Genomic DNA, 15375 nt, shown 5'->3' on the forward strand with positions numbered 1-15375 from the left:
AACAGGTATTACACATCACTCATCCTTATTATTTCATTCCACTCAGTCTCTAAAACTGGAGAAACTGATAAACGTGATTGTTTTAATATAACCATATTTTTCAAAAGTGGGTTTTGTTTTATACTGTTTAACGTCACTTGGTTACTTAAAGGTTTCAAAAATTTTACATTCACTAGTCCAAATTTGGAATTATAAACATGATAATACTCCTTTAATACTTCAACTATTCCAAGTATAACTCTCTCTTTACCTGTATGATAAAAAAATGCAAGATCGCCTAATTTCATAGCTCTCATGTAATTTTGAGCTTGATAATTGCATACACCATTCCACTGCGTCACCTGCTCCTTTCCCATTTTTTGCCACGAGTATTCACTTGGCTCTGACTTGAGTAGCCAAAATTGCATTATTTTTTTCTTCTTAAATAAGCTGGTATATCATAAACATTGCTACCCCACTTAACTCTTTCGTTTGTTTGCTCAGTTGAAGCATATTCTTTTGTTTCTAATATTGGAATTTGATTATAAGGCCATTTAAAATTTTTTTCCTCTGCTGGGATCTTGTTTTGATTAACAGATGAATTGTTGTTACAGCTATCAATGCCAGTTGCAAGAACAGAAACTCTAACTCTTCCCTCCATCGCCTGATCAAAAGTGGCACCAAATATTATATTTGCATTTTCATCCACTTCTTCACGTACTCTATTGGCTGCAGCATCAACTTCAAATAAAGTCATATCTCCACCACCAGTAATATTAATCAATATTCCTTGTGCACCTTTCATTGATACATTATCAAGTAATGGATTAGATATTGCAGCCTCTGCAGCACTAATTGCCCTATCTTCTCCTTCTGCCTCTCCAGTACCAATCATTGCTTTACCCATCTCACTCATTACTGTTTCTATATCAGCAAAATCAAGATTAATCAGTCCTGGCATGATCATCAAATCAGTTACTCCTCTTATGCCAATATGCAGAACATTATCGGCGAGTTGAAATGCGTCAGCAAATGTAGTTTTCTCGTTAGCAATTCTAAATAAATTTTGATTGGGAATGACAATAAGTGTATCTACGTATTTTTGCAACTCTTCAAGTCCAAGCTCTGCAATGCGCATACGTCGCACACCTTCAAAACCGAACGGCTTAGTTACAACTCCAACAGTCAGTATCTTTTTTTCTTTTGCTCCTTTATCTTTAACTACCGCTCTTGCTTCTCTGGCTGCTTTTGCAATTACCGGTGCAGCACCTGTTCCAGTACCACCACCCATCCCTGCTGTGATAAAGAGCATATGGCTATCTTTTATATGCTCCATAATTTCATCAATTGATTCTTCTGCTGCACCTTTACCAACATCAGGCAAAGCACCAGCACCAAGGCCCTTAGTTAAGTTAATACCAAGCTGAATTTTTTTATCACATAATGACTTCTCTAACGCTTGAGCATCGGTATTTGCTACGACAAAATTTACCCCTTGTAAATTGGATTGAATCATGTTGTTCACAGCATTTCCACCAGCACCACCCACTCCCACAACGGTAATCCTTGGGTGCAATATGGGTAATTCTGGTAAACTAAGGTCAATTGACATTTAAATTTTACTCAAATATTAGTGAATTCACTTGATAACAAGTTACTGCTTTTTTAACAATATGCAAACATTTTTCATTTTGATATATGCAAATAGTAAACAAGATTTACTTATTCTTAACACTAGAAATATCACTAATCAATAGACGTAGTGATTTTCGAATTTTAACCAATAGAAAAAAGGGATAGGTTTCTATCCCTTTTTGTTTTGTTACGCTTGACCGATTGTTTTTGGAAGATTAATACTGGTAATATCACTCAAGAGCGTTAATGGTGTAGTACCTGCTTTAAATTTCCAACCATTACTCTCACTATCACTATCTACTTCGCAACCATCCTTGAAATTTTTCTCAAGCTTAGCAAGTTGCCCTGCCTTACTACTGTTCATATATGCATACACAGGTGCAGTTATTAAAGCTGCTACTGCAGCAAGAACTACCAAACTAGCAACAAGTGGATGAGCAAATGCAAAATTAGACATTGCAGTAATCGCAGGATTAACAAGTGTTGCAGCTTTTGTTCCAACTGTACCAACAAAGGTTGCATAAGCTGGACTTAAAAAATAAGCAGCTGTAAGTGAAGCTACTGCTGCAATTGCTACAAAAGTAAAAACTGTTTTACGCGGATCTTCTTTTACAAGATTCCAACCTTGCATAGGAACTTCTTTAGCTGCTGACCAAAGCCCTTCACTTCTGTATTTATTTTTTATTTCTCCAATTGTTTTCATAACTTTACTCCAAAAATATTAAAATTTCACTAATGGCAGTATATGGCAAAAAAAGTTTTCTGTCAAGCAGATTAATTTATTTATACATTCTTATTCTGTAATTCAGCGCTTCTGCAATGTGTGCTCTTTTTATTTCCTCACTTTTCGCAAGATCTGCAATGGTTCTTGCAACTCTTAATATGCGCGCGTAACCTCGATTGGAAATATAATTTTCTTTCAGTACGTATTTTAGCAATTCTAACCCTTCCTGATCTGGTTCAGTGAATTTATTTAATGCTTCACCACTGACTTCTGCATTGCAACGAATATTAAATTTACTATAACGCTCAGTTTGAATTTTTCTCGCTGCTATCACCCTTCCTCTTATAACCTCGGTACTTTCTCCCTCCACAGAGATTTCAGGAGAAAGTATGCTAACGTTTGGCATTTCGATGCATATGTCTATTCTATCAAGCAATGGTCCTGATATTTTATTTCTATAATCTGTGCCGCATTTTGGAGCTTTGTTGCACGATCTACTTGCATCACCTAAGTAACCGCACCTGCAGGGATTCATTGCAGCTATAAGTTGAAAATTAGCTGGATAAGTAATGTGAGCATTTGCACGTGCAATAGTTACCTTTCTATCTTCAAGTGGTTGGCGTAGAGAATCAAGCACAAGCCTTGGAAATTCAGGTAGCTCATCAAGAAATAACACACCATTGTGAGCCATGGTGATTTCCCCAGGCTTTGCATTTTTCCCTCCCCCTATCATCGCTGACATCGAGCATGAGTGATGAGGTTCACGAAAGGGACGAGTTACTTTAAATGTTTCGTTACCGGCTTTTGTTATGCTAGAGATGATATTAACATCAATCATCTCTTGTTCAGTCAAATCGGGTAATAGCCCTATAAATCGCTTAGCAAGCATTGACTTTCCAGTACCAGGAGGTCCAACAAGGAGCATATTGTGTCCACCTGCTGCTGCAATTTCAGCTGCTCTTTTTGCAACAACTTGACCTTTAATATCCTTTATATCTGGAACTGAATTTTTTTCTTTGGGTGCAGCGCTATAGTTAAAAGTTACCGGCTGAATTAACTGCTCACCCTTAAAATGTCTGATAATATCGGTTAATTTCTCTATAGCTAGAATAGAAACATTCTTTACCCATGAAGCTTCTACTCCATTTCCCCTTGGGCAAATTACTCCTTTATTTGCCTGTTTTGCACTGATTGCTGTTGGAAGTACTCCTGAGATTGGTATGACTCTGCTGTCTAGTGCAAGCTCGCCCATAATTATATAAGACTGAACTTTTTCAACTGGTATCACATTCATTACAACAAGTAATCCAACAGCAATAGCTAAGTCATAATGACTACCTTCTTTGAGCAAATCCGCAGGGGAAAGATTAACCGTAATCCTTTTTGGAGGTAACAGAAGATTGATTGAATTTAACGCTGCTCTGATACGCTCTCTGGATTCTGCAACAGTTTTATCCGGCAGTCCAACAATATTGACTGCTAGTACAACATTGCATAATTCTATTATGGCTATTTTGATCAAAATTTGCAAGACTTTTTATGCGAAATACTATATACAAGTGATTGTGATTGATTTCAATTTGATGAATTAACATTCTAATAATATTTTGTTTAGTCTGCCAATCTACCAGATCAAGTTTTGATTCAACACTTGAGGAAAAGTTTTTCAAGCTATCTGTAACAAGGCTCAATTCTTGTTGTAATTTCTTTTGATCAAGTACTTTTTCTTTTTCCTCCTCAATTTCTTTCAAATTCTGTTTCATTGTTGTAATTCTTGGTTCAAATTCTTCTTGGCTTATAAACCCTTTAGAATAGCTATCAATAAATTTTTTGATACTTAATCTTAGCTTACTTTCTTGCTTTTCACGTGTTTGATTATGCAAAGGTTTTTTGTTCTCTGACAATCTACGTTGATATTCATTTGCAATCCTATCTGGCTCTTTTAATATACTCTTAACTTCTTCCCATATAACTGTATCAAGTACATCAGTACGTATTGCTTTATTGTCACATACTCTGTTACCATTAAACCTGCAGCCAGAGCAACGGTAGTAAGAATACCGCTTATTTCTACTATATGCACCACAATAAGTATATTGGCAACGTTGACATACCATTAAACCTTGCAATAAATATGTTTCTCTTCTTTGTCGTACTCTTGCTCTTTGCCTATTTTCAGTTAGTTGTGCCTGCACTGAATCAAATAAATGCTCATTGATTATTTTTGGTACTGGAATATAAGTCCAATTCTCTTTATCACTATTAAAGCGACCACTTTTAAGTTTACCACAAGTTCCTTTTTTTGATTTTTTTACTTGTGGTTTTGAGCATGTCCTAGTTTTACCATAAGCTGCTTGTCCTATATAAGCAGGATTTTTTAACATGTTCCAAATAGTGCTCCTTTTCCAATACCTTTTTCCTGTTCGTGTTATTACCGGTATCTTATTCAGTTCATGTACAACTTCTCCTATACTTGCTCTTTCTTGGCCAACCCGACTAAATATTTTACGCACTATATTTGCCTCTTCTTCATCAACCTCAAATTGAGCACTTCCTTCACCTACATGTTTTGCTATGTAGCGATAACCGTAAGGCGCCCTACCCATCACACTTATACACCCAGCTTTGGCCGCATGAAGTTTACCTCTACGGTTTCGTTCCATAATCTTTGCACGTTCATACTCTGCTATTGCTCCCTGAATCTGTAGAAATAAATGGGAATCCGGATTATCATCAAACTTATGATTCAAAAATACTATTTCAGATCCAGCCTTTTTAAACTCTTCGAGTAAGATCATTTGATATGAAAATTTACGTGATAGCCGATCAGGTGAATGAATGTATATCTTATCAATCTTACCTTCTGCTACTCTATCACGTAAACTCTCTAAGCCAGGACGTTCTAAATTTGATCCACTGTAACCATTATCGATGAACCTATGCTCATCTAACAATTCATGTCCATCACTACTAATGCGACGCTCCAATTCTACAATCTGACTCTCTATTGTATTCTCCTGTGCCTGTTGTCTTGATGAAACTCTTGCATACAAGATTACCGTTGTCATTTTCTTCTACCTCCTTTGTTTTACATTTCAATAATTGTTCATAAGCATTTGCCAAATATGTACTCGCCAATCTGTGAGGTTCATAACGGCAATAAATAGTTAAATCCCCTTTTTGCATGTTTTTCTTCCTGTGAGTTTTTTTATAAGGTTAGGAGACTTCTATTAAACTAAACACCTTATTTAAGAAAGCTATCTAGTTCACACAAATTCTCCCTAATAAATATACAAGATTTGAAGAAATTATGTCCAAAAAATCTTTGCCTAAATCATCATATTACGTATAATATGGCTTATTTAATATGTTATGGAGATTTATCCAAGTCATAAATTCTGGGAGAGCGACTTAGAAGTTCCTGTTAACCTTTTATTAGATCGTTTTCAGGATTCTAATATACGTCAGTCTTGGTTAGATTCCCTTTCTGGTAAACAACTGAGCATTATTTTTCAGCATTGCTTTAAAAATCATTTAAATGGACAACTTTTTCAAGACGGAGACTACGATGATAGATCCACTCAACAAAAACGTAAGATACTTGCCAGTTACTCTGACTCTCTTTTTAACTATTATCTCATTAGCCACTTTGATCGTACGAAACTTGAAGCTACAGTCAGTGAAGTAGCAAGATTTGCCCTCACTCAAGAGTTAATGAGATCGTACCTGATAAAAAATAATACTAAGTATGATAAAAGATCCTTGTTATTTTTACTGTTTCACATAAATTGTGAACTTCTAAAATCTGTCTATCACTTTGATAAAGTACAAAAGAGAGGTTTCGTATCATTTGCTCTACAGAAATCACCAAGACAAATAAATACTTCATTCAAGGAATTTATGTCACGAGAAGCCGTAGAGCAGATACTAAAGTTCGAAAACCAATTGCAGGGTTTTTTCCATCATCAAGATCGGATATATATGTTTGTACGTCGAGGAAGTGACATGGATTTACTGCTTAACTCAAATAAAGTTGTTCATGGTCATAAACCTGAGTGGATGATTTTAGACTTTTCTCTTGATGGTACACAGGTTAATCTCTGTGCTAAAAATACTAACAAGGCTGTCGAAATAGCAAATAGCATTGTAAGTTGCTATTTCGACTGCGAATGTACTTTTGTAAATATACAAGATAAGAACTTTCCACTACAAGTGCATAAATTTCGTATCCGTTCAGCGGAGTGGCAGAATAAGGTAGACAAGGTGATCTAAAAAGATAATCATAGAGCAAAAGTGAGGTAATGTGGTAAACCTTTTAGAGCTTTGCAAAAATTTACAGCAAAAAATAGAAAAGTTAGAAGCAAAAATAGAAAAGCTGGAAAGGGAGAATGAAAGTTTAAAAGCAGAGAACAAGGCTTTAAAGATAGAGAACGCTGAATTAAAGGAAAGGCTTGGTTTAAACTCGAAAAATTCATCTCTACCAAGCTCTAGAGAGTTGTACAAAATAAAAAAGGACAAGCCAAAGAGCGACAGAAACGTTGGTGGTCAGGTTGGTCATAAAGGAAGTTTTCGCGCCAAAATGGATGCAGATGAGGTGATAAAAGTAAAGTTGTCATCTACTTGTGAATGCGGAGGAGGGATTGCAATATGCAATGGACCGTACATTCATCAAAAAGTTGATCTTCCGGAAATTAGGCCTTATGTAGTGGAATATCAGATGGAGCATGGTCGTTGCCGGAGATGCGGAAAAAGAAGAAGCAGTAAGTTACCAGAAGGTGTTACGTCAGATACATTTGGTCCAAGGGTTAAGTCAATAATTGCAGCGTTCAGCGGATTCTACAAAAATTCAAAACGCGAAATAGCGAGTGTCGTAAATGATATCTTCAATTTGAACATAAGCGTCGTTAGCATATCAAATAGTGAACATAGAGTTGCTTCAAAATGCAAAAAAATGTATGAGCAGATCGAACAAGAGATAAGTAGGAGTAAAGTTCTACATATTGATGAAACGAGCCATTATAACAAAGGTAAACTCGCTTGGTGTTGGATGTTTGCAAGCAATACGGCAAGTTTTGTGAAGTTGACAGAGTCAAGAGGAATGAAAGTTTTAAAAAATAACGCATGCTGCAATCATAATAGCTTAGTGGTAACCGACAGGTACGCAGTATACAATTACTTTGCTGATGAAAAAAGGCAAATCTGCTGGGCACACTTAGCAAGGGATTTTGAAAGATTAGCGCATAGTTGGAATATTGAAGTCAAAGTTCTTGGCTGTTACTTAAGAAATGTAGCTACTGAATTATTTGCACTAAAAAAGGCTTTGCTAAAAAATGAGATAGATGTTTTTAGATTTGCCAGACGTGCCAGAAAGTTGCGAAAACGTACAAGGTATTACTTGAAGGAAATATCCTACTTACCTGAAGCAATTGGAGCCTCTCGAGTTGCGAAAAATATTTTGAAATCTGAAAGAATGATGTGGAATTTTTTAGATGACCCAAAAAACATTCCGCTGACAAACAACCATGCTGAACAGCAGATACGGCATTATGTCGTTTACCGCAAAAATTCGTATTTTACACAATCAAAGCGGGGAAATGCATTCCTTGAACGGATAATTTCGTTATACTTAACATGGAAACAAAGGGGTCTCAATCCTTTCCAAAACCTCTTATCTATTGTTTCTTAAACCACTCTCCTGAACGGATACAAAAAACCTGCAGGTGAAGATAGATTTTGGATCCTAAAAAACCTTCATTTTCCACTATAATGAAGCCACCAGAGTCTGTCAAGTAATTTTTTATTTAAATTTGTTGCAATCTTTTTATACACTCATCTTTACCAAGAATTACCATGATATCGATGATTCCAGGCGCATCCATTATTCCAGTTATTGGGGCGCGTAATGAGTGGTATACATCGCTCATTTTCATATTATATAACTTCGAAAATTCCTTGATTTTAGCAGATAAAAAATTCTTATTCCAATCTTCACTACCTACACTCGAAAGAAATGATACAAGTAACTTAATTATATCGAGGTTAGATTTGATAATTTGTTGAGCTTCTTCACTAAAATCAACTTGAATATAAAATTTTGCTAAATCCAATAATTCGGTCAGATAGTTTGCTCTTTTTTTCAGCTCTGTCAGTCCCTGCAGTAAATAGCCCTTTTTTTTGTCAGTTAGAGTATTTTCTCTAAGCATTAGAGTCAGAATATCTTCATTGCTCATATTACTAATATAGTGGTTATTCAAATGCTCCAGTTTTTTGAAATCGAGCCGTGCAGGTGAGCAACCGATGCTTTCTAAATTAAACCACTCTATTGCTTGCTCATCGCTAATAATCTCATCGTTGCCATGACTCCAGCCAAGTCTTAGCAAGTAATTACGCATTGCCTGTGGCAATATTCCCATCTTTTCATAATCGCAAACACTTGTAGCCCCATGCCTTTTAGATAGCTTATTCCCGTCTTCTCCATGAATTAGCGGTACATGTGCAAAGCGTGGAACATCAAAATCAAGAGCTTGGTATATTAGTAATTGCTTGAAGGTATTAGTGAGATGATCAGAGCCACGTATAATATCGGTTATTCCAGCATCATGATCATCAACCACTACAGCAAAAATATATGTTGGAGTATTGTCAGAGCGCAAGATTACTATGTCATCAAGCTGATCGCTACTTATTGTAACTTGGCCGTATATTTTATCGTCAACAACAATATCTTCTGAGTCTGGCACTTTGAAACGGACAACAGGGTTTGCGCTTGATGTCGAATGAGTACACTTATGCTTATATATTTTTCCTTCTTCTCTTGCTCTTGCCTTCTTTTCTGCAACTTCATCTTCAGGGCAGTAACAGTGATACGCCCTACCCTTTTCAACTAAAAGATTTGCAACTTCAATATGTCTAGCTATTCTTCTCGATTGGTATATTATTTCTCCATCATAGTTTATTCCAAGCCATTTTAGCCCATCCATTATTGCATCAATTGCTTCTTGTGTTGAACGTTTTCTGTCAGTGTCTTCAATCCTTAGCAAAAACTCCCCACCATGACGCTTTGCATAGAGCCAATTAAATAACGCAGTACGAGCTCCTCCAATATGTAAAAATCCTGTTGGTGATGGAGCGAATCTAGTGACTATACCTGGCATATTTGTCTATTGTGATAACGTAACCGATGATAACTAAAATTTGCACTTGCAACAACGTGGAACTATAGTAAATTTGAAAGATCAATTTACATTTATTTTTAACAAACTGCATTGTATAATTTAATATTAGTGAATGCAGTGAGGTGTATATATGGATAATTTATTTGAAATTGCAAGAAAAGGGAATGTGGATAAATTTGTCGATTCTTGCAAGGAAAGAGTTGCTTGTGTAGCTAAGCATAGAATTGATGAAAATGGAAACCCATTTCATATAGCAGCAAGTAAAGGGTTTCTATTATCTGCGTTACAGGGGATCATAAAGTATTTAGAAAAAGATACTGAGAGCAAAGTCAAGAAAGCAAAAGAAGCTAAAGATTGGGAAAAAGTAAAAAGATTAGAAAAGGAATTTAAGAATAACAAGAAATATATTAAGGAAGCACTCCTCGATAAAAGCTATATTAAGGATAATAAGGCAGTATCACCTCTTTACTTCTTGGATCCTTCAGAGCAGAAGGAAGTTAAGCAAATTGCAGATATAAAATGTGGCTTTATATGTAATAAGAAGTTTCATATATGCTTATATATAGTAGGAGCTATAGTGTGTGCTACCGCTATGTGTGTATCTTTGTATCTTCTATTTTCGGCTTCTCAATCTCTTGCATTGGCTTCAATAGCGACAATAGCTTCTGGAGGGTCTTCATATCTGTTATTTAAGGCATGTAACGAGGTATATGGCCTCTATAACGAAAGTACTATAGTGACAGATCCTAATGTTATGCAACTTTTAGAGGGTGGTTTAGCCCCAACATGAAGTACTTGCAAGGAATAATATAGAAATTTACTTTCTTAACTTAAGAAAGTATACTGATAAGATGATAAGAAAGAAGTATAGTAAAATTTTAATAGCAAATAGAGGAGAGATTGCTTGCAGGATAATCAAAACTGCGCGCAAGATGGGTATATCTTGTGTATGCGTATATTCAGATGCAGATGTAAATTCTGTGCATGTAAGGCAAGCAGATGAGTCGAAGTACATTGGTCCTTCACCTTCTTGCCTGAGTTATTTAAATATTGAAAAAATATGCGAGGTGGCAGTTGAAACAGGTGCTGAAGCGGTTCATCCTGGCTATGGGTTTTTAGCAGAAAATCCAGATTTTCCCCGTGCTCTGGAAAAACATAACATAGATTTCATTGGTCCAAGTGCAGAAACAATAGAAGTTACAGCCAATAAAATAACGGCAAAAGAAGAGGCAAGAAAAGCTGGAGTAAATGTAGTGCCAGGATATATGGGTAAGATCGAAGATGCTGCCCACGCAGCCATCGTTGCTGAAGAGATTGGTTTTCCCGTTATGCTCAAAGCTGCATCAGGTGGTGGTGGCAAAGGAATGCGAATTGTATATTCCAAAAAAGAAATTGAACTAGCATTTACATCAGCAACAAATGAAGCAGAGAAAAGTTTTAAAGATGGCAGTATTTTTATAGAGAAATATATAGAGCTGCCAAGACACATTGAAATACAAATCATAGCAGATAAATATGGCAATATAGTGTGTCTTGGAGAGAGGGAATGCTCGATACAAAGGAATAACCAGAAAATAATGGAAGAAACTCCAAGTCCATTTATTAGTGAAGAAGTAAGACAAAAAATGTATGCCCAATGTGTTTCTTTGGCAAAGCAAGTTGGTTATTTTTCAGCAGGTACTGTCGAGTTTGTTGTAGATAAAGACCAAAACTTCTATTTTCTTGAGGTAAATACGAGATTACAAGTTGAGCATCCAGTAACAGAATTTATAACTGGAATAGACATAGTAGAAGAAATGATTAGAACTTCCTGTGGAGAAAAATTGAGATTCAATCAGGATGATATTAAACTTACTGGTTCTGCAATAGAAAGTAGAATTTGTGCTGAAGACCCATCAAAGAAATTTTTTCCTTCCAGCGGAAGAATCAAATATTACGACAAACCAGATGAAAATGGTCATGTAAGAATAGATGATGGAGTAGCTAGCGGTTCAGAAATCAGCATGTTCTACGATTCAATGATTGCAAAAATTATAACCTATGGAAAAGATAGAATAGAGGCGATCAGCAGAATGCAAAAAGCTTTGTCTGAGTGCTATATAGGGGAAGTAATAAACAACATAGAATTTCTAGAATCCATCTTCCATAATCCAAATTTTATTGCAGCAAAACTCCACACAAGATTCATTCCAGACCATTATCCCAGTGGGTTTCAAGGCGATTTTATCACAGAGGAATATATTAAAATATTTATTTTTGCTGCACTGTATGTTCACTTAGAAAATGAGGGAAAGTATTACAGTAAGTCAATAGATGAAGCATTCATAGTGAAAATAGACGATAATGAGTACTCCGTAAATGCAAAATATCAAGATAACACATTAACAACAGTATATAACCACAATAAATACTCCGTGGTAGGTAAGTGGAAACCAAGTTACAGGTTGTTATATATAACAATTAATGATGATACCAATATAGCACTTAAAATAGAAAGGCAAGGCAGCAAATACTTTATAAGACACGCAGGTATGAAAGCTAAATGTTGTGTATTGAAACCTCATGTAGCTAAACTAAGCAAATTAATGCTAAACAACAAAACAGAAGGGATTTCAGTAGACACTGTGAAATCTCCAATATCTGGTTTATTAGTTAAATTACACGTAAATGCTGGAGATCAGGTAGAAATAGGACAACCTCTCTTTGTTGTGGAGGCAATGAAAATGGAAAATATCATATGTGCTGAATCAGAAATGGTGATAAAAAATATCCCTGTTACAGAGGGGAAAAATGTACAGGCTGGTGATTTGGTATTAGATCTGCTTTCTTAAATAACACAAGAAATATAAACCTGACCCAAATAAGATAAATGAAAACATTTGATGGGCTATGGCAATGGCCATTGGTATATGCAGCAACAAAGTGACTACTCCTAAAATTACCTGAATAATGACGGAGAGTAGCATAATATATACTGGTTTTACACTGGCATTTTTTATTGTGAGTATTGCTGTCAGAACTAATATCAGCAATGCCAATGCCCGGTGTATGAATTGCACTGTTACTCTATTTTCAAAGATATTGAGCCATGTAGGCTGTAAGAAAAATAAATCTTCCGGAACAATTTGTCCATCCATTAGTGGAAAGGTATTGTAAATTAAACCAGCATTTAGCCCTGCAACAAATGCACCGAAGATTATTTGTACTGTCACTAGGATTAAAATTATCCATATGTAACATGTACTAACCTTAAGTTTAGTTTGCCTTGGTTTGATTTGGTAATCAAAAAATTGATACGACAATAATGCAAAAATAACCAATGCAAGCAGTAAGTGAAGTGCAAGCTTATAGTGACTAACATGAGGATTAGATACCAAACCGCTTTTTACCATATACCAACCAGCAAAAGCTTGTAAAATTCCAAATAATAGTGCTGTAGATAACCTTATTACTGCATTTTTAGGTATTCTTTTTTTTAGTGTAAAGTATATAAATGGTAAGATAAAAACTAAACCTGTCAGCCTTGCAATTAACCTGTGCACATATTCTATTAAGTATATGGTGCGAAACTCTTCCATACTCATACCATAATTAAATGCTTTATATTCAGGTGTAGCTTCATATTTTGATTTTTCTTTTAGCCAGTCTTGTTCACTCAGCGGTGGCAATGTTCCGGTAATTGGTTTCCATTCCGTGATTGACAATCCTGCTTTTGAAAGTCTGGTAAATCCACCAATTCCCACCATGCAAATCACCATGAGAGAGCAGAGAAAAAGCCAAATAGCTACAGGTTTTGCTTCCATAATCCATGCTGAGTTTTATTCCATTGCTGAGGGTGAATAACAAATTCCCACAAAGCGAGAAAAGCTGCAACGCTATGTAGTAGACTATAGACGGGAAAAAATATTGATACTATATAAAAATAAAAAGGCATTTTTTGTTGTCTGATAGCTATTATCAAAAAAATCAAGTTAATACCGTATACTATTATAAAATAATATAAGAATAATTCATTCAAAATTTGAGTCAGCACCAATGAAAGTAACAAAAAAGGAGTCGTGAAAAATATAAAAGCTGAGGAACCAACAAAAAGGTTTAATAGCAAAACTCCCTTAAGCCCAGTGTGCTTAAAAAGTAATTTTATATTTTTTAAATGAACGATATAAGTTTGCATATAACCTTTAATCCAGCGTGCTCTTTGTTTGATCCAAGCAAACACAGTAGTTGGTGATTCTTCCAATGTTTCTGAATCAATAATCCTGGTTTTATATCCCATTTGCGCAAGTCTCAAACCAAGGTCAGCGTCTTCAGTGACATTGTAAGCATCCCAAAAAAGCACTTTCTTTAAAATTTCCACTGAAAAATGGTTACTGCTACCACCCAAAGGTATTGGCATGTTCATTTTTTGAAATCCAGGCAAAAAATATTGAAACCAGTTCATATACTCGAGAGAAAAGAATTTTGTAAGAAAATTGCAACCAAAGTTATAGTAATTTAATTTCGCCTGTACACAAGCCAACTTTTCGTCGCCCTTATTAAATTCAATTAGTGCTTTTTTTAACTGCAACGGATCTGGCTTGTCATCTGCATCATATATTACCACATACTTTCCTCTAGCAAAGCTCATAGCATAATTGCATGACTTAGCTTTTGTTCTAGGCAGAGAATGAGGCGCTTTTATTACTTCAAAATACTGTGGTAAAGTGCATTTTTCTATAGCTGCCAACATTTCTTGATCATCGCTCTCTATCACAAGCTTTACATCTAATTTTGATTTTGGATAATCCAAACTTTCAATGCTCTTAATCAATTGCTTTATAACCGCATTCTCTTTAAAAGCAGGCAATAAAATAGTATATATAGGTTCATTCATCTTATCATAATCTGCTTTTTGGTTAGAAATTTTACGCAAGCCAAAAATTTTAGTTACAAATTTGAATAAAGAACTAGAACATCCGATTATAAATATCAACACCAAAGCAAAATATGCATATTTTTTTGTCAGTGTTAAAGTCGAAATCATAACAAAGAAAGAGGAAAAAAAGATTGAACTGAGCCTAATGCTTTTAGCTGAAAAATTAGGATTCTTATAATATAAGTAGTTACTTGCGAATTCTGAAATACCAAAGTGTGAGTTAAGAAGATTTAAAATCTGTTTGCTATCTACTTTTATCAATACATATTCAATACCGTAATGAGATTCGACCCAAAGGTTGATATCTTGGCTTATGTCTTCAACCATAAAAAAAGTAGTATCATTTAATTTTTGCCAAGGAATTATATTAAACCTATAGTAGAAAAGTTTCTCTTGTTCTTTGCATAAACTAGAATCAAATTTAATTTTTTCTACATTATCAGTTTGAAGTACAGGCATTAAACTTAATGCAACTTTTTGCTCAAGTCACGTGAAAACGAAGATATAACCTCACTACTACGCTTATCATCTTTACGTTCATGCATTATTTTTTTTACAGCATCAGCAGCTATACTCGCTGTGTTAGCTTGTAAATCCCCAAGAGCTTTTTCAACTTGGTCAGTAACTTTCTTCAAATTAGAATGGGCATTTTCATCTAACGTTTGATCGAGTTGCTGTCTATTATGCTTAATAATACTATTAGCCTTATCAAGTGCTTCATTCATCATTTTGTTAACTTCTGCATCTAATTTTTTGTATTTTTCAGAAGATTTTTTGTAATACTCCAACATATCTTTTCTGAATTTTTCAGTTTCTTCACTTGAAAACTTGCTTTTGTTACGTTTATTGTTAAGCGCGTTTTTTATTACCTTCCTTAGCAATTTATATGAGAGGATAAAACCTACTAAAAAAGCAAGGCTTATAACTAGTAATGTAGACATAAAAAC

13 protein-coding genes are annotated in these 15375 nt (G+C 35.1%); 4 read left to right on the top strand and 9 right to left on the bottom strand.

Annotated elements, in window-relative coordinates; genetic code table 11:
* Window positions 1-8 precede the first annotated feature (8 nt).
* The 5 genes from ONG75_RS03445 to ONG75_RS03465 all read right to left on the bottom strand — a co-directional run bounded on the left by ONG75_RS03445 (window position 9) and on the right by ONG75_RS03465 (window position 5406).
* The gene (locus ONG75_RS03445; RefSeq protein ID WP_064085650.1) at window positions 9-407 is read right to left on the bottom strand and encodes an EVE domain-containing protein; all 399 of its coding nucleotides are present in this window, start codon (window positions 405-407) and stop codon (window positions 9-11) included.
* Entirely contained in the window at window positions 407-1591 is a 1185-nt protein-coding gene (gene ftsZ / locus ONG75_RS03450; protein WP_264375783.1) for a cell division protein FtsZ, read from the bottom strand. The genes ONG75_RS03445 and ftsZ overlap by 1 nt, the downstream gene beginning before the upstream one ends.
* 210 nt (window positions 1592-1801) lie before the next feature.
* Window positions 1802-2317, bottom strand: coding sequence for a hypothetical protein (locus tag ONG75_RS03455; protein ID WP_264375784.1), 516 nt, complete (start codon window positions 2315-2317; stop codon window positions 1802-1804).
* Between the two features lie 76 nt (window positions 2318-2393).
* Window positions 2394-3860: a YifB family Mg chelatase-like AAA ATPase gene (locus ONG75_RS03460; RefSeq protein ID WP_264375785.1), complete on the bottom strand. Its 1467-nt coding sequence runs from the start codon at window positions 3858-3860 to the stop codon at window positions 2394-2396.
* A complete protein-coding gene (locus tag ONG75_RS03465; RefSeq protein ID WP_264375786.1) occupies window positions 3790-5406 on the bottom strand; it encodes a recombinase family protein in 1617 nt (538 codons plus the stop codon). Before ONG75_RS03465 ends, ONG75_RS03460 begins: the two co-directional genes overlap by 71 nt.
* Before the next feature lie 304 nt (window positions 5407-5710).
* Here ONG75_RS03465 and ONG75_RS03470 point away from each other — a divergent pair, with 304 nt between their 5' ends.
* Together ONG75_RS03470 and tnpC are read left to right on the top strand one after the other, a co-directional pair.
* Window positions 5711-6610: a hypothetical protein gene (locus ONG75_RS03470; protein ID WP_264375787.1), complete on the top strand. Its 900-nt coding sequence runs from the start codon at window positions 5711-5713 to the stop codon at window positions 6608-6610.
* A 31-nt stretch (window positions 6611-6641) separates the two neighbouring features.
* The gene (tnpC, locus tag ONG75_RS03475; protein ID WP_264375454.1) at window positions 6642-8024 is read left to right on the top strand and encodes an IS66 family transposase; all 1383 of its coding nucleotides are present in this window, start codon (window positions 6642-6644) and stop codon (window positions 8022-8024) included.
* 115 nt (window positions 8025-8139) lie between these two features.
* Here the strand turns inward: tnpC and gltX are convergent, their stop codons facing one another.
* Window positions 8140-9492, bottom strand: coding sequence for a glutamate--tRNA ligase (gene gltX, locus ONG75_RS03480; RefSeq protein WP_264375788.1), 1353 nt, complete (start codon window positions 9490-9492; stop codon window positions 8140-8142).
* A 151-nt stretch (window positions 9493-9643) separates the two neighbouring features.
* Here gltX and ONG75_RS03485 point away from each other — a divergent pair, with 151 nt between their 5' ends.
* Together ONG75_RS03485 and ONG75_RS03490 are read left to right on the top strand one after the other, a co-directional pair.
* Window positions 9644-10303 (top strand): ankyrin repeat domain-containing protein, encoded by a 660-nt coding sequence (locus tag ONG75_RS03485; protein ID WP_264375789.1) that lies wholly within the window; start codon window positions 9644-9646, stop codon window positions 10301-10303.
* Between the two features lie 61 nt (window positions 10304-10364).
* Entirely contained in the window at window positions 10365-12344 is a 1980-nt protein-coding gene (locus ONG75_RS03490) for an acetyl-CoA carboxylase biotin carboxylase subunit (RefSeq protein WP_264375790.1), read from the top strand.
* On the opposite strand, the gene ONG75_RS03495 is transcribed toward ONG75_RS03490, so the two are convergent.
* The 3 genes from ONG75_RS03495 to ONG75_RS03505 are packed head-to-tail and all read right to left on the bottom strand — an operon-like array spanning window position 12327 to window position 15369.
* The gene (locus tag ONG75_RS03495; protein WP_264375791.1) at window positions 12327-13316 is read right to left on the bottom strand and encodes a COX15/CtaA family protein; all 990 of its coding nucleotides are present in this window, start codon (window positions 13314-13316) and stop codon (window positions 12327-12329) included. The two genes, ONG75_RS03490 and ONG75_RS03495, sit on opposite strands and share 18 nt — an antisense overlap.
* Window positions 13298-14887, bottom strand: a complete 1590-nt coding sequence (locus ONG75_RS03500) for a glycosyltransferase family 2 protein (protein WP_264375792.1) — start codon at window positions 14885-14887, stop codon at window positions 13298-13300. The genes ONG75_RS03495 and ONG75_RS03500 overlap by 19 nt, the downstream gene beginning before the upstream one ends.
* A 5-nt stretch (window positions 14888-14892) precedes the next feature.
* Window positions 14893-15369 carry a F0F1 ATP synthase subunit B family protein gene (locus ONG75_RS03505; protein ID WP_052264897.1) on the bottom strand — a complete coding sequence of 159 codons (477 nt, stop codon included), beginning with the start codon at window positions 15367-15369 and terminating at the stop codon, window positions 14893-14895.
* Window positions 15370-15375 lie beyond the last annotated feature (6 nt).

It is taken from the genome of Wolbachia endosymbiont (group B) of Sphaerophoria taeniata, from assembly GCF_947179355.1.
GTDB lineage: Bacteria > Pseudomonadota > Alphaproteobacteria > Rickettsiales > Anaplasmataceae > Wolbachia.